Genomic DNA, 20,652 nt, shown 5'->3' with positions numbered 1-20,652 from the left:
TCTTAACTAGATACCCCTCGAGATTTGTCTTGAGGGGTTTTGTTTAGGTAAAAATACTATGGGTAACGTACTTAGAAGTTTTAATGATGACACAATATGTGCTATCGCAACTGCCATGACTGATGCTGGTATTGGTATCATCAGAGTAAGTGGTAAGGAAGCAGTTTCAATTTGTGACAAACTCTATATTTCCGGAAAGAAGGAAAGAGATTTAACAAGTCACGAACCAAACACCATAAGATATGGATATATAGTTGATGGTGACAGGATTGTTGATGAAGTTATGATCTCTTTTATGAAAGCTCCTCACTCATATACCTGTGAAGATGTGATTGAGATCAATTCCCACGGCGGAATGCTGGTAATGAATGAAGTCTTATCTCTTCTTTTAAAAAATGGTTGCAGACTTGCTGAACCAGGAGAGTTTACTAAGAGAGCTTTTTTAAATGGCAGGATTGATTTGACAAAAGCTGAAGCTGTCATGGACATCATCGAAGCTCAGAGCTCTTTTGCACTTGAAAGTTCAAGAGCACAGCTTTCAGGAAACATATATGATGAGGTCGTTTCTCTAAGAAAAGAAATCTTATATGAGATGGCGTATATCGAATCAGCTCTGGATGATCCGGAAAACTATGATCTTACTGGTTTTTCTTCTGAGCTGAAAAGTAAGATCCTTCCAATGATAGATAAAATATCAAAGCTTCTTAGTTCAGCAGATGAAGGCATCATAAGAAAAGATGGTATAAAAACTGTTATTATCGGAAAGCCTAATGCTGGTAAGTCATCTTTATTAAATGCGCTCTCTGGAAGTGACAGGGCAATTGTTACAGACATTGCTGGAACAACCAGAGATGTAATTGAAGAAACAGTTCGTCTTGATGATATTGTTCTTAATCTAATAGATACTGCTGGAATAAGAGAGACAGAAGATCTTATTGAGAAGATTGGTGTAGACAGAGCAAAAGAAAAAATTGCTGAAGCTGATCTTTGTCTCTATGTTCTGGACTCTACATCTGATGTTGAAGAAATCGACAAAGATATCTTTAAACTATGCGAAGGCAAGAAGACTATTGTTATTTTAAATAAAAATGATCTGACACCAGATATTAAAATATCAAAAGATATCCTTCCTATGCTGTTTTCAGATTGTAATAGCATAGATTTTCCTATCATCACAACTTCTTTATTGAATAGAGAGGGTTTGGATGAGCTAAAGCACGCCATTACTGACATTTTCTTTAATGGAGAGCTTGCGCCCAAGCAGGAAACCTATATTACAAACCTTCGTCACAAGAAATTATTTGAAGAAGCACTTGATAGTTTAAAACTTGTAGTTGATAGTATTGAAAAAGATCTTTCGGAAGATTTTTATACTATTGATCTTAGCAATGCATATTCTTCTCTCGGAGAGATCATCGGTCAGGAAGTAGGAGATGATCTGGTCGAAGAGATTTTTTCAAAGTTCTGTATGGGTAAATGATTTATGGTTGAAGTTAGAGAAAAAATTGATGTAGCAATTGTTGGTGCTGGACATGCTGGTTGCGAAGCTGCTCTTGCATGTAGCAGACTTGGTCTGGATACTTATATATTTACAATGAGTGCTGACAACATTGCTTTTATGCCTTGTAATCCACATATCGGTGGATCATCAAAGGGACATCTGGTAAGGGAAATCGATGCTCTTGGCGGAGAGATGGGAAAAGTAATAGATAAGACTTTTTTGCAGTCCAAGATGCTCAATACTTCCAAAGGTCCTGCTGTACATTCACTTCGCTGCCAGGCTGATAAGATGGAATATTCAAAAGAGATGAAAAGAATTCTTGAAGCTCAGGACCATCTTACCGTAAAGCAGGCTGAAGTTTCTGAACTTTTATATGAGGACATCACTGATGAAAAATTGAAAAGTCAGGGATATGAAAGAAGGATCACTGGCGTAAAGATTTTTTCAGGAATCATATATGAGGCTAAGGCAGTTATCCTTTGTACTGGAACCTACCTTAAGAGCAGATGTCTAACAGGAGAAGCAATAACCTATAGCGGACCAAATGGACTTCAGCCTTCAAACCTTTTATCAGAATCACTACTAAGAGCAGGAATAGAACTTAGAAGATTTAAAACTGGAACACCAGCAAGAATGGATGGAAAGACTTTGGACTATTCAAAAATGACCGAGCAGTTTGGTGATGATCCGGTTATTCCTTTTTCTTTTGATACTGATCCTAAAGATGTACAAAGACCACAGGTATCATGTTGGCTGACATATACTAACGAAAAGACACATGAAATAATACGAAATAACATAGATAGATCACCTATATATGCAGGTATTATCGAAGGTGTTGGTCCTAGATATTGTCCATCTATTGAGGATAAGGTTGTTAAATTCCCTGATCATGAGAGACATCAGGTATTTGTTGAACCTGAAGGTACCTTTACAAATGAGATGTACATAGATGGAATGAGTTCATCTCTTCCAGAGGATGTTCAGATTGCTATGTATCGAACAGTTCCTGGTCTTGAAAATTGCAGGATCGTAAAGAGTGCTTATGCTATTGAGTATGACTGCCTTTGTCCTGGTCAGCTTCATCCTAATTTGGAGCTTAAAAAGATACATGGTCTATTTTCTGCTGGACAGTTTAATGGTAGCAGTGGTTATGAAGAAGCAGCAGCTCAAGGATTATATGCTGGTGTTAATGCTGCCATGGAAATTTTTGGAAAAGAGCCTTTATCAATAGACAGGTCTGAGGGATATATTGGAGTTCTGGTTGATGACCTTGTAACAAAAGAAAATCTTGAGCCTTATAGGATGATGACATCCCGTGCTGAATACAGACTCCTTCTCAGACAGGATAATGCGGACCTTAGACTTAGGGCAAAAGGATACGAGGTAGGACTTATCAGTCAGGAAAAGTATGATGCTCTTTTAAATAAGCAGACACTTATTGATAAAGAAGTTCAGCGACTTAAAAATACTAAGGTTGGAGCTAATCCTATCATACAATCATTCATGGAAAAGAATGATTCAACTCCACTTAAGACTGCTACATCCTTGGCAGAACTTATCTGTAGACCTGAGTTTAACTATGATAATATTGCTGAGATCGATCCTGATAGAGAAGAACTTCCAGAGTCTGTTAAGCAGCAGGTAGAAATTACTATAAGATATGAAGGCTATATTAATAGACAGCTCCGTCAGGTAGAGCAGTTTAAAAAGCTTGAAAAGAAATTAATACCAGCTGATATTGATTATGGAGACGTATCTAGTTTAAGACTTGAAGCAAGACAGAAACTTGAAAAGTTCAGACCAACAAATATTGGACAAGCTTCAAGGATAGGTGGAGTTAATCCTGCAGATATTACAGTACTTGTTATTTACCTTGATTCATTAAGAAGAGGACAATCCAATGAGAACTAAATATGAACAGATGATAAAAGATTTTTCTTCTCTTGGTATAGAACTATCTGATAAACAGCTTCAGCAGTTTGATAAATATTTTGAACTACTGATCAAGTGGAATCAGGTTATGAACCTTACAGCAATTACTGAGTTTGATGATGTATGCAAACTTCATTTTGTAGATAGCATATCCAGTTATAAGTATTTTGATTTTACATCATCAGATTATTCTCTTATAGATATTGGAACAGGAGCCGGCTTTCCAGGTATACCACTTAAGATAGTATTTCCAAATCTAAATGTTATTCTTTTGGATTCACTTAACAAGAGGCTGAATTTTTTAAATGAAGTTATTGATGAGTTATCACTAAATGATCAAGGCTCTATTAAGACAATTCATGGTAGGGCGGAAGATCATTGCGCTCCTAAACAGGGAACACTAAGAGAGAGTTTTGACATTGCAGTATCAAGAGCAGTAGCAAATATGTCTACCTTATCTGAGTATTGTCTTCCATATGTAAAGGTAGGTGGTAAGTTCATCGCTTATAAGAGTGAGAAAGCTCAGGATGAACTTAAGGCTGCGAAAGGTGCACTTCATCTTCTGGGAGGAAAGCTTGTATCTTCAGAAGAATTTCTTTTACCAGACTCAGATGTAAGCAGAACTATCTGTATAGTTGATAAGGTTGAAGCTACATCTAAAAAATATCCTCGCAAAGCTGGTACACCATCTAAGCAACCATTATCCTAAATATTGATTTATAGATTTTTTTGTTTCACGTGAAACATTCAAATTCAGAACAATTTGTTATACAAATAATTGTTTCACGTGAAACATTTATACCCAAGATATTGTGGAAGTTTCACGTGAAACATTTTTAAAGATTATAATTGTATATTTTAGTGAAACAAATTTGAATCCCTATATCTAGTACCAGGGTAAAAATATAAGTTATTTTATTCTATAGATTATAAATTGTGATACAATCAATATAGCGTTTTGAGTAAAGTGGAGGAAATATGGGAAGAGTAATTGCGATAGCAAACCAGAAGGGTGGAGTAGGTAAGACCACAACTTCTATCAATCTTTCAGCAGCTCTTGGTGAAAAAGGAAAGAAGGTTCTTGTTATTGATACTGATCCACAGGGTAATACAACCAGTGGCCTGGGACTTGATAAAAACGAACTTGAAAATACCATCTATGAACTGCTCATTGGAGAGATAACTACAGATGAAGCGATCACAAAAGATGTATGTGAGAATGTAGATATCATTCCATCAAATGTAAATCTTGCAGCTGTAGAGATAGAACTTATCGATGCAGATGACAAGGAATTTATTCTTAAGAATGCAATCAGCAGTGTAAAAGATAATTATGATTTTATAATAATTGACTGTCCACCATCTCTTAGTATGTTGACAGTCAATGCTATGACTACAGCTAATACAGTGCTTGTTCCAATACAGTGTGAGTATTATGCTCTTGAGGGACTTAGCCAGTTAGTTCACACAGTCAATCTTGTGAAGGACAGACTTAATCCAGATCTGGAAATGGAAGGTGTAGTTTTCACAATGTTTGATTCGAGAACAAATCTTTCTCTTCAGGTAGTAGAGAATGTAAAAGAACATATTGAAGAGAACGTATATAAGACAATCATCCCAAGAAATATTCGTCTTGCAGAAGCACCAAGTTATGGAATGCCCATTAACCTGTATGAACCAAAGTCAGCAGGTGCAGAGGCATATAGACTTCTTGCAGCAGAAGTTATAGATAGAAAATTTTAATAGCATCCGGAGGATATAATGGCAGCTAAGAGCGCAAAGAGAGGACTTGGAAAAGGGCTTGATTCTATAATCCCAGCTAAGATCCCAACAACAAAAAGAGAAGATGAGGAAGTATCATCCAGCAAGGCTAAGCCAGCAGATGGACAGGTACAGAACTTAAAGATAACAGAAGTTGAACCAAACAAGGATCAGCCAAGAAAGACATTTAATGAAGATGATCTTCTTGAACTGGCAGATTCCATCAAACAGCACGGAATCATTACACCGCTTCTTGTAACCAAGAGAAATGGAATGTACATGATCGTAGCAGGTGAGAGAAGATGGAGAGCAGCAAGAAAGGCAGGACTTAAGGAAGTTCCTGCAGTAGTAAAGAATCTTACTGATGAAGAAATTGCTGAAATAGCCATCATCGAAAACCTGCAGCGTGTAGGTATCAATCCTATTGAAGAAGCTTTTGCTTTTAAACAGCTCATTGATAATCATGGTTATACACAGGACCAGGTAGCTGAGAAGATTTCCAAGAGCCGTGTATATGTTACAAACTCCATGAGACTTTTGAAGCTTACCAAGAAAGTTCAGGATATGGTAATTGGAGAAATGCTTACCGCAGGACATGCGAGAGCTCTTTTGTCCATAACAAATGAAGCTGATCAGGAAGAGATTGCTCAGCAGGTATTTGATAGTAACCTTAGCGTTCGTGAAACTGAAAAGCTTGTAAAGAATCTTGGCAAAACGACAAAGAAGAAAACTCAGACCAAGGCCAACCCAAGTATCGACGCTGTATATGCAGACGTATCTGAAAAGTGCAAGCAGGCTCTTGGCACAAAAGTAGAGGTTACCTCTAAGGGCGATGGAGTAGGCGTCATCCAGATCGAGTTTTATAATAACGATGATCTTGAAAAGATAATAAACAGATTATGTAAAGAGTAATCGTCAGGGGGAGAAATGAACAGCAATATTTTTTCTGCAATAGGACTGGGGAGTCTTGATCCTGGAATATTATTCATCGCATTAGTTGTTCTTGTAATAGTTCTTTTTGTACTTTTCATTGTCACTAACGCTAAGTTCAGAAAACTTGAGAAGAAGTACAATAAGTTCATGAAGGGAAAAGAAGCATCTTCCCTTGAGGATGAGATAGTTGGTCTCTTCCATGACAACAGAATGATAAGGGCCGAGAACGATAAAAACAGAAAAGACATCATCGACATCAACAGACGTATGAATAACACTTTCCAGAAGATTGGTCTTGAGAAGTATGATGCTTTCAATCAGAGCGGAGGAAAACTTAGCTTTGCTCTGTGTATGCTGGATGAGAATGATAATGGATTTTTACTTAATTCAGTACATAGCACAGATGGCCTCAACTACTCTTATGCAAAAGATATAAATGCAGGAGTTGCAGACGTAGAACTGTCTGGAGAAGAAAAGAAAGCACTGGATAAGGCGCTGGAAAGCACAAACAGAAGATAAAAGGTATAAAATTTAATTGATTAAAATATATTAAGTTGGAGGAGATCACAATGATCGACATTAAATTCTTAAGAGAGAATCCTGACGCAGTTAGGGAGAACATCAAGAAAAAATTCCAGGACGAGAAGCTTCCACTTGTAGACGAAGTGATAAAGCTTGACGAGGAGAGAAGAAGCAATCAGCAGAAGGCTGATGAGATCCGTGCTCATAGAAATAAGATTTCTAAGGAAATTGGTGCTTTGATGGGCCAGGGCAAAAAAGATGAGGCCATGGCACTTAAGGATGAAGTTGCAAAAGAGGCTGCTGAGCTTGAAGCTCTTGAAGCAAAGCAGAAGGAGCTTGATGAGCAGGTAACAGGAAAGATGATGATCATTCCACAGATCATCGATGAGTCAGTTCCTATCGGAAAAGATGATTCAGAAAATGTTGAGATCCAGAAATATGGAGATCCAGTTGTTCCTGACTTTGAGATCCCTTATCACACAGATATCATGGAGAGCTTTGCTGGAATCGATCTTGATGCAGCAAGAAGAGTTGCAGGTAATGGATTCTACTACCTCATGGGCGACATCGCAAGACTTCACTCAGCTGTTATCAGCTATGCAAGAGACTTCATGATTGACAGAGGATTTACATACTGCGTACCACCTTTCATGATCCATGGAAATGTTGTAGCAGGTGTTATGAGTTTTCCTGAGATGGAAGCTATGATGTACAAGATTGAGGGTGAGGATCTTTACCTCATCGGAACTTCTGAGCATTCAATGATCGGTAAGTTCATCGACCAGATCATTCCTGAGGAGCAGATGCCTCTTACGCTTACCAGCTATTCACCTTGCTTTAGAAAAGAGAAAGGTGCTCATGGAATTGAGGAGAGAGGTGTTTACCGTATCCATCAGTTCGAGAAGCAGGAGATGGTAGTTATCTGTAAGCCAGAAGATTCTAAGACCTGGTATGACAAGCTCTGGCAGAATACAGTCGATCTGTTTAGATCCCTTGATATTCCAGTTAGAACTCTTGAGTGCTGCTCAGGAGACCTTGCAGATCTTAAGTGCAAGAGCTGCGACGTAGAGGCTTGGTCACCAAGACAGAAGAAGTACTTCGAAGTTGGCAGCTGCTCTAACCTTGGAGATGCTCAGGCTAGAAGACTTAAGATCAGGATCAAGGGCAAGGATGGTAACTATCTTGCTCATACACTTAACAACACTGTTGTTGCTCCACCAAGAATGCTTATCGCATTCCTTGAGAACAACCTTCAGGCCGACGGATCAGTTAAGATCCCTGAGGTTCTTCGCCCATACATGGGAGGAAAGGAAGTTCTCATCCCAAATAAGAAGTAATAAGAGAGGCAGATATCCTTGCATAAATTTTTGCGTGCCGTTGGGTTCTCACAAATTAAAAATAGAAAAGAGCTCACAACTCTCATTACAAGCTCTATCCAGAACTCAGACAAAAGAGCTTATGTATCAAATAGTGAGGGAATACTGCTTGCAGAGTTTTGCAGGGATTATGCTGATGGCATAGGCCTTGCGGTCTGCGGTGAGTTTGATGAAGAGGATAAGTTCATCTATGAATATTACTATCCATACCTTATCCCTTCAGCTGTCAGTACAGAAGAGGACCTTAATGTAGAAAGACATGCTGCTACCTATTCCTACGCCGGAGTCTGCAATGAGCCGAGGCTTGGAGTTACGCTTATTTTCTATCTTCAGAACATCATTCCATATGTGAAGTATGAAAATGAAGACAAGTTCCCGATCAAAGGAACTACGCTCAATCTTTCAGCCCTATCGGTGAAGGGACAGATCCTTATGCCAATAGCCAAAACGGAAGAAGAGAAGGAAGCAGCAAAAAAGAAATTAAATTATAGAAACAAACTGATAAACAATGCCAGAAGAGGTGACGAGACAGCCATCGAGTCACTGACTCTGGATGATATGGACCTTTATACGACCCTTTCAAAAAAGATAAGAAAGCAAGATATCTACAGCCTTGTAGATACTTACTTTATGCCATATGGTGTTGAATGCGACCAGTACTCAGTTCTTGGAGAAGTAATTGATGCTAGGAAGGTTACTAACAGCTACACTGGAGAGAATGTGCATATCATGAGGATCAACTGCAATGAGCTTGAGTTTGATGTGTGCATCAATGAGGCAGATCTTTTAGGAGAACCTGCAGTGGGCAGGAGATTTAAAGGTAACATTTGGATGCAGGGATTTATCAATTTCCCAAATGCCAACTAAAATAAGAAGGGAGACAGACTATGGCAACACCACATAACAGTGCAGAAAAAGGTGATTTCGCAAAAACAGTTCTTATGCCTGGAGATCCACTAAGGGCAAAATTTATAGCAGAGAATTTTCTTACAGACGTAAAGTGTGTAAATGAAGTTAGAGGAATGCTGGGCTTTACCGGTAAATACGAGGGAAAAGAAGTTTCTGTAATGGGACATGGAATGGGAATTCCATCAATTGGTATTTACACTTACGAGCTCTTTAACTTCTACGATGTTGATAACATCATCAGAGTTGGTAGTGCAGGCGGACTTCAGGACAAGGTAAATGTCATGGACATTATCTTTGCTCAGGGCGCACATACAGATTCCAACTACGGATTCCAGTATGGTCTTCCAGGAACTTTTGCTCCTACAGCAAGCTTTGAGATTTTGGAGAAGGCAGTAGCCATCGCAAAAGAAAAAGGCGTTACATACCATGTAGGAGATGTTCTTTCTTCAGATGCTTTCTACAAGAAGTGCAATGAGAGCGAGCTTTACAGAAACTTCGGTGCTCTGGCAGTAGAGATGGAGACACCTGCCCTTTACATGAACGCAGCAGAAGCTAAAAAGAATGCCCTCACTATCCTTACATGTTCTGATCATCTGTTTAAGGATCAGGATCTTTCTGCAAAAGAAAGAGAGACAGGCTTTACAGATATGATGGAGATCGCACTTAAGACAGCAATCCAGCTCTGATATGAGGACTAATGCTAAGATGATGACTATTCCGGAAGGCACAGTGATGTGGCAGAGGGCCGTGTCGATGTGACGGAAAAGAATTTCCAGGGCTTTTACTCCAATCAGTTTGCCAGATATAATGTCAATGGGCAGGTTGCAGGATCAAGATTTGAAAAATGAGGTAGAACGTATGAAGCAATTCAAAAAATTCTACATATCCATTGATAAAGATCTGAATGTACTTAAGTGCAATGATGTATTTTTACAGTATATCGGTACGGACCAGATCTTTAACCTGGATCAAATTATACCTCCCCAGGATGTGATGCAGCTTCGGAATGCGATTTTTGCAGTAAATCCCGGGAGCACAGGCTTTACATGTTTCAGAGTCAGGACTTACATAGGCAAGCTGAACTGGATGGCATCCAGCATAGAGAAATCCCTTGCCTTTGATGGCCCTATAACTCTTGATATGACTGACATTCAGATCATGAAGTCAGAAAACATAAGCGGAACCTATGACAAGATGACAGGGCTTTTGAGCAAGCAGGCTGTGATCGATTATCTCCACGAGCTGATAGAGGATCCGGAGTCGGGGTCTTTTTATACATTTCTCATGGACATAGATCATTTTAAAACAGTCAATGATACCTTTGGACATATGCGCGGAGATGAGGTTATCATTGACGTGGCCCATATATTGCAGGACTGTGTAGGTGAAAACGGAGTAGTGGGAAGGATCGGCGGAGATGAATTTATGCTGGTTCTTGAGAAGATAAATACAGAGGCCAAGCTCAGAGAGATTTTAGGAAAGATCAAGGACACGGTAAGAGATAAGTATCATAACTTCGGTGATAAGCTTGATATTACCGTATCCCTTGGAGGAGCTCTTTTCCCGGATAATGCCAGGGACTACGATTCCCTCTTTATGCTGGCTGATCATATGCTGTACACTGCCAAAATCAAAGGCAGAAACAGATATATAATTTATCAGCCCCAAGTTCATGGAATAATCGGACTTAATGGAAAGATGGTAACTCCGGTTGAGCATCTTGCCATGAACTCATCCAAGGTCAGAATGATAAGAGACCTTATGAGGGACTATCTTACAGGGAAGAGTCATACCATACGTGAGATAATTGAGAGGGTGTCAAAAACATATGACATCGATTACATTTATGTGATCAAAAAGGCCGACTATAAAAGTGTGGCAGGTATTGAGAAAAATGTTGAGAAAGATAAGGTCATAATTAATCCGTCAGAAACGCAGCTTCCAATACTGGCCTCAGAAAACTTAACAGCTTTTTTTGATGCTAACAGGATGGCTGTGGTCAACATCCACGAAATTGACAAGGAGAAAAAAGCTGATATTTACAGCTTTATGGATGAAAAGGCTTTCAGAAGCATGGTAGTGTGTCTTTTAACCACAGATGATTTTGATGGCTATTTGACATTTATAAGCCGAAAAGACAGCGCCTGCAGACTATCGGAAGCAAGTCTTGCAGATTTGGTATACATCACAAGTCTTTTGGAGTTTTCCAGTGACCTGAAATAATAGCGGGGTTAATATTTCAGAATTTAATTTTTCAAAAACAATGTATGTCAGAACCAGAACTACCAGAAATACTATATTTACAGCGGTAAATACAAGAACGTATTTTCCGCTGTTTTCTTTTATTATTTTTAAGCTTTAACAGGAACCCATATCTCTGAATAATACTCGGGATCCTGTGATCCAAGTGGATATTTCTTTTCGTCGGTGTAGAATTCAATATTAAAGCCAGAAGCGATCTCGTAGTTGCTGGCAGGAAGCCACTCGTTGAACACCTGGGTATTTACACTCTGAAGAGCCTGTGGCATTGCGCCTCGGCAGGGGAACACTGCCCAGGTGTATTCCGGGATTTCTTTTACCTCAAAACCTTCTGCAGCGGCCACATCTTCACTATAATCATCAGCGATCATGTAGCGGAATTCATCTCCAGGAACCTCGTCATCAAGACAAACTCCATACATACCCATGAGCTTGTTATCAGTTTTGGAAAAAACTTCATCCCAGAACTTAGGGATATCGCTGTAGCCATTTCCATATCCAACAATCTTTGAAACACCCATTACCTTAAATGCTGGTTTCTTTACAATCTTGTACTCCATAGTTTTTCCTCCATCTAAAGTCAGTTTAATGTGAAGCGGCGCAAAAGCTTTTATGCTTGCACCACCAAGTCTTACATCAGTTGGAGTGCTTCCATGGAATCTTGAAAACGCTTTAGTGAAGCTGCCTGCTGAATCATAGCCATACTTAACAGCAAGATCGATCACCTTGATATCAGATGAAACAAGCTCTTCTCCTGCAAGAGACAGCCTTCTCATCCGAATGTATTCTCCGACAGTGTATCCGCACAGCATGGAAAAGCCTTTTTGAAAGTAAAAAGCGGATGTATTTACTTCCTGAGCAATCCTGCCTACCGTCAGATCTTCAGTGATGTTCTCCTCGATAAACTTTAAGGCGTCCTCAATTATCTTAGTCCAGTTCATATGTAACCTCCAACTTGATTGTAACCAAAATATAGAGGACTTGTACATACTACTCCCGATAAAAAGTGCTTTCTTTTGTCTAATTGCTTTGAGCAAATGTTATTCTGCGATCTTTGCCAGTGGTCAGGTAGAATTGTTCCTTGGCAGCATACATTTTCCTGTCTGCCAACTTGGCAAGTTCCGTGATACCACTCTCTATAGCTTCTTCATGCCTGGCAGCACCATAAGACGCTTCCAGCTGAATTTTCTTTTCATCAGACCATTTCTTCATGGCGTTTTCGAGATCAGAAAGCTTAGCATCAACATATTCCTTTTCCGCCGTAAGGATAACTACGAACTCATCGCCACCTATCCTATACACCGAGCCAATATCTGCAAAGCACTGACTGATACACTGCCCCGCCCCTTTGATCAGGATGTCTCCAGCATGGTGCCCCATACTGTCATTGATCTCTTTTAATCCGTTAATGTCGATGGAGATATAGGTCAGGTCCTTCGAGAGGTCAGTTTCTCCAAATGATTCCATCCACTGAAGATAACTGCGGCGGTTCATGAGACCTGTCATGCTGTCAAAGTTTGCATTTTCCTGTTCTTCCACAAGTCTTTCACTGAGCTTGATCCTGAGTTTAAAGAAACTGATACCAAGAAATAACTGGAAAATAAAGAAAACGATCAGGTTGATGAGGCCCATAGTGATCTGAGTATAGTAGACAGTGATAGAAAGTAGCAAAATATCAGCAATGGAAACAATGACCGCATAAACGTAGGGAAGAAGAAAAATACTAAGTGGTACCATCAGCGAGAATGTCATGAAAAGGGTCTGATCCACCACACCTGTAACAATAGCGTCAGAATAAGTGACAGCCAAAGACCATCCGAAAGTAAAGGCTGCAAATACAGGATTTGATATGTTCAGTATTTTGAATCGATTTCCAATGTCACCTCTTACATACAGGTTTATGGCTATGAAAATAACAGCTGCAGATAATAAGGCAATATAAAAACAGCGATATCTCCACAGATAAACACCATATAGCTCTTTGGTGCCAATGGAATATATCAGCATAAAAACTTCAAGTATGCTCATGATGATCGGGCAGAGAAAGGAATAATTTATGGTTGCTTCATAGGTCGCCATAAGTACCTGTTCCTGTCTGCTAAGTTTATTCATATGGCGCATATTCCTCCTAGAGATAATGACATATGTATCATTTGGTATATTGAATATAATGGGAATATGGGTAAATGTCAATTGAAGGGAGATGTTTGCCATGCGCAACTCGGAAGCAAAGCGTTCTTCAGCCACAGCCATGTGCGAACTCGGAAGCTAAGCTTCCTTCGTCGCGGGCTGGCGCCCTATAAAAAAGGATACATAAAGGCTCTCTCGTGAATAAATTCCCGTCGAGCTTTATGTATCCTTTTTTGCATGGCTTGTAGCCTTCACGAATGTTCCCGATGCGATTCGAACGCACGACCTTTCGCTTAGGAGGCGAACGCTCTATCCTGCTGAGCTACGGAAACACGCAATAAGTATATTATCACAAAGTTAAGCGTAAATCAAGGTAAGCAAGGTGCACCACGTCGTGGTAGTATAGTAAAATAAGGCAAAAGAGATTATAGTCTGATTGGGTAACAAGATGAAACGCAAAGTTCATGCAAGTAAGAGGGTAAAGAGAATAGTAGTAGCAATAGTGGCAGAGGCGTTGATGCTTTTGCTTTCTTCCTGCGGAAACAGTGAAAGACAGGCACAGATTCAGTATATCTCTGAGAAATACAACGTTCCGGAAGAAAAGCAACTTATTGTCTACACTTCTCACAAGGAAGAAGTATACCTTCCAATAATCAGGGAGTTTGAGAACCGCACAGGTATTTGGGTTGAGATCCATGCAGGTGGAACAGCTGAGATGTTTTCCGAAGTCAGAGAGGCTATCGATGAGGGAAAATGCGACATTATGTTTGGCGGTGGTATTGAGAGCTACGAGGCCCAGAAGGACCTCTTCATGCAATATGAGGTCCAGGGAAAAGAGGACCTTGATCAAACTTACGTTGACAGAGATAACTATTGGACGGCATTTACTGAGCTGCCAATAGTCTTTATATACAATAAAAAACTTGTGTCCTACTCTGAAGTTCCCAAGACCTGGGAGGAGCTGTTTGATGAAAAGTGGAAGGGACAGATAGCTTTCGCTGATATCCATAACTCTGGAACCAGCTATACTATTATTTCCACCATTGAGCAGATCCTTCAAAGGGATGCAAAAGAGATATTGCCTGATTTTTATGATCAGCTGGACAGAAGAGTTCTGCCTTCATCTGGTCAGGTGGTTCCTGAAGTTTCAAACGGCGATTTTTTAATTGGGATAACCCTTGAAGAAACTGCAAAAAAGGGAATTGATCTTGGAGAAGATATCTCAATGCTTCTTCCTGAAGATGGAACCAGTGCTGTTCCCGATGGGTGTGCTATGGTAAAAAATGCGCCCCACAGCTATAATGCGGGAAAGTTCATAGATTTTATAGTAAGCCATGACACCCAGGAATATGCAGTTGAGAATTTCTACAGGAGATCTGTACGTACAGATCTTGAAAACTCCTTTAGTAATTCTCTGGATCAGATAGACTTTGACGTAAAGAAATCTGCAAAAGAAGAGATGGATGTCTTTTCCCTGTGGGATCAGCTCTCAAGTCAAGGAGGGCAGTGATATGGGATTTGTCAGACAGTCCTTTAAAAGGCAGATGTTCATAACCTTTCTTGCAGTCACCCTTATCCTTGTTATCGGAGGAGGCATTCTTACAGTTCAGGGGTTCCAGGCCAGGATCAGAGCAGACTATGAACTTAGGGATTTCAAGCAGGAAGCCATGATCGAAAAGGAGCTTGGGGAGATACTGGAAGGTGTGGAAGGCACCATTGATGGTATAGCTACTAACGCTGTGCTTACGGACTCTTTATCCAAGGGAAGGAAAAACGCGCTTAACATATACACTGCGCTCTATGAGGAAACCAGGCAGGTGAGAGATTTTGCGGTGGTTGACTTATACCTTGGAGAAATCTGCATGTACAGCACAAGAAGCGGCTATAAATCCGCCAAACTTCCGCTATACTACTCGGTTCTTAAGGAAGCATCGGACAATGAGGGCAAGGTCATCTACACGTTAGATTCGGGTGATGCGTCAGGAAGTGGCGGAGCCCTTATGGTTGCACGGCAGGTGGTAAAGGGTGATGTCCCAGGATTTGTTGTTATAAGGATTGAGCAGGCAGAGCTTGAATCGCAGCTGTCGGGCCTTCTTAATGCCAACGATGGATTCATGCTGACGAACCAGTTCCTAAGGCCATTTTGCCTTTTGGGCTCAGCAAAAGATAAAACGGCCCTTACGCTTATCAGAGAAAACTTCTTTGGAGGAGAGCTTTACAACAAGGGCTTTGATAGCAACGTTTATATCAATGAGATTGGAACAACAGGCCTTCTTGGAATATATATAACGCCACCAGCTCTCGATGAAACTGCAGTAAGAGCAGGATATCAGATAATCATTTTTTTAGCTATCGCAAGTGTACTGATCTGCCTTTTTGTGGCAAACAGGTTAAGTAACTATGTCTCAAAGCCCATAAGCGTTCTTGCTCAGGGGATGAAGCGCTTTAGAAAAGGAGATTTCGACGCCAAGATAGAGCTGGAAAGAGAGGACGAGTTTGAGCAGCTGGCAGTTGGCTTTAACAAGATGACAACACAGCTAAAGGACACTATGGAGGAGCGGGTCCAGGCGGAAAGAACTGTCAACGAAACCAGGATCAAGATGATGCAGGCCCAGTTAAATCCTCACTTTTTATATAACACCTTAGATACCATCAAGTGGGTTGCCAAGGCAAACAATGTTCCGGAGGTTGCTACAATGTCAGCGTCCCTTGCTGGGATCCTACGTACCAGCATTTCAGAGAAGCAGTTTTGCAAGCTCTCGCAGGAATTAAAGCTTATCGAGAATTACTGCGATATTCAAAGGATCAGGTTTGACGATAAGTTTGACATCACAATAGATGTACCGATGGAAGTGGAGGAAGCGGTGATCCCTAAGCTGATACTTCAGCCCATCGTTGAAAATGCCATCATCCATGGAATGGATGAAATGGACAACGGCCACATTTATATAGCCGCCATGCGTCAGCAGCAGGATGGAAAGGACCTTCTTAAGATATCAGTTCAGGACGATGGCAAGGGCATCAGCGATGAGATGCTTACTGCATTAAACACTGATGATACCAAGACTTTAGAAGGACATCTTGGACTTAACAATGTAAACACCATAATAAGACTCTACTATGGAAAAGAGTATGGTGTTATGGCCATAAGGCCGTCGGAGGGAGGAACAGTTATGATCGTAACTCTTCCTTATCTTGAGAAAGCGCCAACAGGGGAATGATATGACAAAAGTACTTATAGTGGACGATGAAAAATATGTGAGAATGGGCATAAAGAGCGATACAGACTGGGCTCTTATTGGCTGCGAAGTTGTGGGAGAAGCAAGTAACGGTCTTGAAGCTTTAGAAGTAGCAGAAAATACAAGGCCAGACCTTGTGGTATCTGATATAAGAATGCCTAAAATGGACGGAATAGAGCTCGCTGAAAAGCTCATTGAAAAATTTCCGGGCATCAAGGTTATCTTTCTTACTGCCTATAACGAGTTCGAGTATGCAAGACAGGCAGTGAGGATCGGCGTGTCGGATTATCTTTTAAAGCCATTTTCAGATGGTGAACTGGAAGGATCGATCCAGCGCCTTTTGCACCTTCATCCAAATGCGCCAGCCACCAGCACAGAACTTGAGGAGCAGCTTATACCTCTTAAGAAAAAAGAGGAAGTCTCAAACCGCTATGTTCAGTCAGCCATAGAATATATAGAAGACCACTACCCGGATAGTGACTTTTCCCTTGGGGCTCTGGCAGAATCCATGAGCGTAAGCGAAGGTCACATTTCAAGGCTCTTTAAGTCAGAGACTGACATCAGCATTAACAACTATCTGACCAAGTACCGGATAAAGATGGCCATGGATTATCTTAAGGATGTACAGGTCAAGGTCTATGAGGTTGCGGAGAAAGTCGGGTATCAGGATATAGCCTATTTTTCCAATACTTTTAAGAAGCTTGTGGGGAAAACTCCCTCAGACTACCAGAGTAAGGGCCTTGAGTAATTTATAAAAAATATGTTAAGAATTTACAAATAATATCAGAATTGTCATCTGCAAAGGAAAATCACAAAAAATTAGAATGTACTTATCAAGCAAAGAGTGTTGCCTGATAAGTACATTTTTTATTCAGAAAAAAATCAGGCAAATATAAAAGGAGGAAACAAAGTGAAAAAGAAAGTATTATCAACAATCTTAACCTTCACAATGGTAGTTTCTGCACTGACAGGATGCGGCGGCGCAGCAAGTGCTCCGGCAGCTACCACTGACACACAGTCTGCTACTACAGATGCAGCACAGACTGCAGAAGCTCCAGCAGCTGACGCAGCGCAGACAGCAGAGGCACCTGCAGCAGAGCTTACAGGAATCGACGCTATCATAGCTGAAGCCGAGACCATGTCAATGGAAGATCTGGCTAAAAAAGCTATCGAAGAGTCTAACGGAAAGACATTCTACGGTGTAGGAAACAGTAGCCGTGGTAAGTCAGCACTTCCAGTATTCATAGAGTACTTACAGACAATCGATCCATCTTACACAATGGAGTTCGAGTGGCAGCAGCCAAAGAACAACAAGATCTTTGAGCAGCTCACATCTGATTCACTTAAGAGCGAAGGCACATTTGCAATGACTCTTATCCAGGATGGTAACCAGATCCAGTCCAAGATGGTAGACACAGATATCCTTAAGACTTTTGTTCCTAAGGAGTGGGCAGAAGCAAATGGAACTACAGCTGATGCTTACGAAGGATTTTTACCTCTTCAGACACTTAACAAGGTATTTATGTACAACAACACAGGAAGTGCTCAGTACACTAACTGCTGGGATTTCGTATATGACGGATCACATCCTCTTTTCATGGGCGTTGACTCTGAGATCGTAGGAAAGAACTTCCTTATGATGCTTACAGAAGACAAGTACGCTACATGGCTTAAAGAAGCTTATGACAAACTTGACGACACAAAGAAAGCATACTTTGAGCCTACTATCCAGGAGATGCAGGCAGATGCTAACGACCTTGGCCTTGGTGCAAACGGCGCTTACGCTCTTGCATGGATCAAGCTCTGGGTTAACAACTACAACGAGCAGACTGATGATGGCCCTATCTGCAACACTCTTGTAGATGCATCAGCTACAGATCAGTCAGGACTTTTAGTTTATTCAAAGCTCCGTTCAGTTGAGGAGTCAGCTACAGTATCAGTTAACAACATCAACGTTGCAGCTTACCAGGATGGCTACACAGGAATCGGCGGATATGGCTACTGCCACTACCTCTTCCTTACAAAGAACAGCCCTCTTCCTTGGACAGCATGCGCATTCATTGCTTTCATGACATGCACAGAAGCAGGCTTTGAGCCTTGGGGCAAGGATATGGGTGGTTACTCAGCAAATCCTAACGTTGCAAAAGAGGTTGAAGAGAAATTCAATCACTCTCAGGGCGGCGGAGATGAGTTCCCAGCAAAGAACGACAGAGGATATGACTGGTGGACAACAACAGGAGAACTCGTACTTGAGGATCCTGCATACTGCTCAGAAGTTTCATTCTCAGTTGGCAGCTGGATCGATGTGCTTGATCACTACGCACCAGGTGAATGATAACATTACTCGGCAGATCTAAGATTTAGGGGATGGAGCCCATGGCTTCATCCCCATAATAAAGGAGATAACATGCAGACAATCGCAAAACCAGACAAAAGTGCGATTTTCAAGAATAAGGTAAAGACATGGTTTTCCCAGCCTCAGAACATAATACTTTTGCTGTTTGGGATTGTTCTGACCTTTTCCACAGTCGCACCAATAATCGCAATTGTAAAAGATACCTTTGCGATCCATCCAGGAACCATTGATCAGCATCTGACCAAGCGGGTATCCGGATACACAATAGTTAACTACACAGATCTTTTCACAAGTAAGCTGGCAAGAACAAACCTGTGGATGCCACTTCTTAACACGGTTATCCTGTCAGTACTTACCTGCCTTATATCAATTCTTTTTGGCGGACTGTTCGCATTCCTTGTTACAAGGACAGACATGAAGTTCAAAAAGTACCTAAGCTCCATCTTCATCTTCCCATATATCATGCCTCAGTGGACACTGGCTGTTGTTTGGCAGCACATGTTCTACTCAAACAAGATAACCGGAACATCAGATGGACTGCTTGCAGCAATCTTTGGAATCTACATGCCACACTGGTGGTGCCAGGGAGTATTTCCAAGCGCCATGGTTTTGGGACTTCATTACGCACCATTTGCTTACATCCTCATCGGAGGAATCTTCAAGAATATGGACGCAAACCTGGAAGAGGCTGCCACAATTCTTGATACACCAAAGTGGAAGATCATGTTCAAGGTAACACTTCCAATGATCAAGCCGGCTATTCTTTCCACAATCCTTCTGGTATTCGGAAGTGCCATGGGAAGTTACCCGGTACCACACTACTTAAACCTTACAACACTTTCAACCAAGTACATTTCCATGAACAGTAAATACACCGGAGAGGCAAGTATCCTTGCGATCATCATGATGATCTTCGGAGTGCTGATCCTTGGAATGAACCAGCTCTCACTTAAGAGCCGCAAAAACTACACCACTGTAACAGGTAAGTCAGGACAGCTCACAAAGCTCTCGATCGGTAAGGTGGGAAAGTATCTTGTAGGAATAATCTTTATCCTTATCACATTCTTTACAAGTATCTGGCCAATCCTTCTGTTTGCGCTTGAGACCTTCCTTCCAAACCCAGGTGATTACAGCTTCCTCTACACAGGAAACCTTGCACATCTGACAAACAAGTGGTGGGTAACAAACGAGAACATCACAGAAAACGGTATGTATGGTCAGCCAGGTATTCTTTATAACAAGACCATCTGGCATGCGTTCTTCGGAACCTTGTTCCTGGCTGTTGTCTGCGCACTGATCGCAGGAACCATCGGAACACTCATCGGATACGCCGTTGCTAAAAAGAGAAGAAATAAGTGGGCAAACTACGTTAACAACGTGGCATTCCTCCCTTACCTTATGCCATCAATCGCAGTAGGTGCTGCCTTCTTTATTCTCTTCTCAAATGAGCACATCAATCTGTTTAACACATACACACTTCTGATCATCGCCGGCGTAGTTAAGTACATTCCATTTGCTTCAAGGAGTTCACTTAACTCAATGCTCCAGATCAGTAACGAGCTGGAGGAAGCAGCGATAATACAGAACACCTCATGGATAAAGAGAATGACAAGGATCATTATTCCGATCCAGAAGTCATCTATCATAAGCGGATATCTTCTTCCGTTCATGACCTGCCTTAGAGAATTATCATTGTTCCTTCTTCTCTGCACACAGGGCTTTATCCTTTCA

Annotated in this window: 17 protein-coding genes and 1 tRNA gene; 15 read left to right on the top strand and 3 right to left on the bottom strand. The window is 41.0% G+C overall.

Annotated features, from left to right (window positions below):
- Positions 1 to 58 precede the first annotated feature (58 nt).
- The 10 genes from mnmE to J6I68_RS07180 all read left to right on the top strand — a co-directional run bounded on the left by mnmE (position 59) and on the right by J6I68_RS07180 (position 11,160).
- Positions 59 to 1,480: a tRNA uridine-5-carboxymethylaminomethyl(34) synthesis GTPase MnmE gene (mnmE, locus tag J6I68_RS07225; protein ID WP_292218972.1), complete on the top strand. Its 1,422-nt coding sequence runs from the start codon at positions 59 to 61 to the stop codon at positions 1,478 to 1,480.
- Positions 1,481 to 1,483: 3 nt separating this feature from the next.
- A complete protein-coding gene (mnmG, locus tag J6I68_RS07220; protein ID WP_292218970.1) occupies positions 1,484 to 3,415 on the top strand; it encodes a tRNA uridine-5-carboxymethylaminomethyl(34) synthesis enzyme MnmG in 1,932 nt (643 codons plus the stop codon).
- Positions 3,405 to 4,145 (top strand): 16S rRNA (guanine(527)-N(7))-methyltransferase RsmG, encoded by a 741-nt coding sequence (gene rsmG / locus J6I68_RS07215; RefSeq protein ID WP_292218968.1) that lies wholly within the window; start codon positions 3,405 to 3,407, stop codon positions 4,143 to 4,145. The genes mnmG and rsmG overlap by 11 nt, the downstream gene beginning before the upstream one ends.
- Positions 4,146 to 4,414: 269 nt before the next feature.
- Positions 4,415 to 5,179 (top strand): ParA family protein, encoded by a 765-nt coding sequence (locus J6I68_RS07210; protein WP_292218967.1) that lies wholly within the window; start codon positions 4,415 to 4,417, stop codon positions 5,177 to 5,179.
- An 18-nt stretch (positions 5,180 to 5,197) separates the two neighbouring features.
- On the top strand, positions 5,198 to 6,109 hold the full coding sequence (locus J6I68_RS07205) for a ParB/RepB/Spo0J family partition protein (RefSeq protein ID WP_292218966.1): 912 nt from the start codon (positions 5,198 to 5,200) through the stop codon (positions 6,107 to 6,109).
- A gap of 15 nt (positions 6,110 to 6,124) precedes the next feature.
- Positions 6,125 to 6,649: a DUF4446 family protein gene (locus J6I68_RS07200; protein ID WP_292218965.1), complete on the top strand. Its 525-nt coding sequence runs from the start codon at positions 6,125 to 6,127 to the stop codon at positions 6,647 to 6,649.
- 50 nt (positions 6,650 to 6,699) lie between these two features.
- Positions 6,700 to 7,989 carry a serine--tRNA ligase gene (serS, locus tag J6I68_RS07195; protein ID WP_292218962.1) on the top strand — a complete coding sequence of 430 codons (1,290 nt, stop codon included), beginning with the start codon at positions 6,700 to 6,702 and terminating at the stop codon, positions 7,987 to 7,989.
- A gap of 18 nt (positions 7,990 to 8,007) precedes the next feature.
- Positions 8,008 to 8,895, top strand: a complete 888-nt coding sequence (locus J6I68_RS07190; protein ID WP_292218960.1) for a DUF3881 family protein — start codon at positions 8,008 to 8,010, stop codon at positions 8,893 to 8,895.
- Positions 8,896 to 8,915: 20 nt separating this feature from the next.
- On the top strand, positions 8,916 to 9,623 hold the full coding sequence (deoD, locus tag J6I68_RS07185) for a purine-nucleoside phosphorylase (RefSeq protein WP_292203869.1): 708 nt from the start codon (positions 8,916 to 8,918) through the stop codon (positions 9,621 to 9,623).
- 172 nt (positions 9,624 to 9,795) lie between these two features.
- Positions 9,796 to 11,160: a GGDEF domain-containing protein gene (locus tag J6I68_RS07180; RefSeq protein WP_292218956.1), complete on the top strand. Its 1,365-nt coding sequence runs from the start codon at positions 9,796 to 9,798 to the stop codon at positions 11,158 to 11,160.
- Positions 11,161 to 11,288: 128 nt separating this feature from the next.
- Here the strand turns inward: J6I68_RS07180 and J6I68_RS07175 are convergent, their stop codons facing one another.
- From J6I68_RS07175 to J6I68_RS07165, 3 genes are all read right to left on the bottom strand, one after another.
- The gene (locus J6I68_RS07175) at positions 11,289 to 12,137 is read right to left on the bottom strand and encodes an AraC family transcriptional regulator (RefSeq protein WP_292218954.1); all 849 of its coding nucleotides are present in this window, start codon (positions 12,135 to 12,137) and stop codon (positions 11,289 to 11,291) included.
- A 79-nt stretch (positions 12,138 to 12,216) separates the two neighbouring features.
- Positions 12,217 to 13,308 carry a GGDEF domain-containing protein gene (locus J6I68_RS07170; RefSeq protein ID WP_292218951.1) on the bottom strand — a complete coding sequence of 364 codons (1,092 nt, stop codon included), beginning with the start codon at positions 13,306 to 13,308 and terminating at the stop codon, positions 12,217 to 12,219.
- Between the two features lie 276 nt (positions 13,309 to 13,584).
- Positions 13,585 to 13,658: transfer RNA gene (locus tag J6I68_RS07165), tRNA-Arg, on the bottom strand.
- A gap of 116 nt (positions 13,659 to 13,774) precedes the next feature.
- On the opposite strand from J6I68_RS07165, the gene J6I68_RS07160 reads away from it, so the two are divergent.
- The 5 genes from J6I68_RS07160 to J6I68_RS07140 all read left to right on the top strand — a co-directional run.
- On the top strand, positions 13,775 to 14,836 hold the full coding sequence (locus J6I68_RS07160) for an extracellular solute-binding protein (RefSeq protein WP_292218950.1): 1,062 nt from the start codon (positions 13,775 to 13,777) through the stop codon (positions 14,834 to 14,836).
- Position 14,837: 1 nt separating this feature from the next.
- Positions 14,838 to 16,547, top strand: a complete 1,710-nt coding sequence (locus J6I68_RS07155) for a sensor histidine kinase (protein ID WP_292218947.1) — start codon at positions 14,838 to 14,840, stop codon at positions 16,545 to 16,547.
- Position 16,548: 1 nt separating this feature from the next.
- Positions 16,549 to 17,313, top strand: coding sequence for a response regulator transcription factor (locus J6I68_RS07150; protein ID WP_292218945.1), 765 nt, complete (start codon positions 16,549 to 16,551; stop codon positions 17,311 to 17,313).
- A gap of 201 nt (positions 17,314 to 17,514) precedes the next feature.
- Positions 17,515 to 18,900, top strand: coding sequence for a hypothetical protein (locus J6I68_RS07145; RefSeq protein WP_442861722.1), 1,386 nt, complete (start codon positions 17,515 to 17,517; stop codon positions 18,898 to 18,900).
- 72 nt (positions 18,901 to 18,972) lie between these two features.
- On the top strand, positions 18,973 to 20,652 hold a 1,680-nt coding region (locus J6I68_RS07140), incomplete at its 3' end, for an ABC transporter permease (protein WP_292218940.1).

Origin of the sequence: Butyrivibrio sp. (genome assembly GCF_017940685.1) — a bacterium.
Lineage (GTDB): Bacteria > Bacillota > Clostridia > Lachnospirales > Lachnospiraceae > Butyrivibrio.
This window is presented reverse-complemented; position numbering and strand designations above follow the sequence as displayed.

Bases quoted from the DNA above. Each gene is read 5' to 3' on its own strand.
- mnmE (WP_292218972.1), top strand. From the start codon at position 59: ATGGGTAACGTACTTAGAAGTTTTAATGATGACACAATATGTGCTATC.
- mnmG (WP_292218970.1), top strand. From the start codon at position 1,484: ATGGTTGAAGTTAGAGAAAAAATTGATGTAGCAATTGTTGGTGCTGGA.
- rsmG (WP_292218968.1), top strand. From the start codon at position 3,405: ATGAGAACTAAATATGAACAGATGATAAAAGATTTTTCTTCTCTTGGT.
- J6I68_RS07210 (WP_292218967.1), top strand. From the start codon at position 4,415: ATGGGAAGAGTAATTGCGATAGCAAACCAGAAGGGTGGAGTAGGTAAG.
- J6I68_RS07205 (WP_292218966.1), top strand. From the start codon at position 5,198: ATGGCAGCTAAGAGCGCAAAGAGAGGACTTGGAAAAGGGCTTGATTCT.
- J6I68_RS07200 (WP_292218965.1), top strand. From the start codon at position 6,125: ATGAACAGCAATATTTTTTCTGCAATAGGACTGGGGAGTCTTGATCCT.
- serS (WP_292218962.1), top strand. From the start codon at position 6,700: ATGATCGACATTAAATTCTTAAGAGAGAATCCTGACGCAGTTAGGGAG.
- deoD (WP_292203869.1), top strand. From the start codon at position 8,916: ATGGCAACACCACATAACAGTGCAGAAAAAGGTGATTTCGCAAAAACA.
- J6I68_RS07180 (WP_292218956.1), top strand. From the start codon at position 9,796: ATGAAGCAATTCAAAAAATTCTACATATCCATTGATAAAGATCTGAAT.
- J6I68_RS07175 (WP_292218954.1), bottom strand. From the start codon at position 12,137: ATGAACTGGACTAAGATAATTGAGGACGCCTTAAAGTTTATCGAGGAG.
- J6I68_RS07170 (WP_292218951.1), bottom strand. From the start codon at position 13,308: ATGAATAAACTTAGCAGACAGGAACAGGTACTTATGGCGACCTATGAA.
- J6I68_RS07160 (WP_292218950.1), top strand. From the start codon at position 13,775: ATGAAACGCAAAGTTCATGCAAGTAAGAGGGTAAAGAGAATAGTAGTA.
- J6I68_RS07155 (WP_292218947.1), top strand. From the start codon at position 14,838: ATGGGATTTGTCAGACAGTCCTTTAAAAGGCAGATGTTCATAACCTTT.
- J6I68_RS07150 (WP_292218945.1), top strand. From the start codon at position 16,549: ATGACAAAAGTACTTATAGTGGACGATGAAAAATATGTGAGAATGGGC.
- J6I68_RS07145 (WP_442861722.1), top strand. From the start codon at position 17,515: ATGGTAGTTTCTGCACTGACAGGATGCGGCGGCGCAGCAAGTGCTCCG.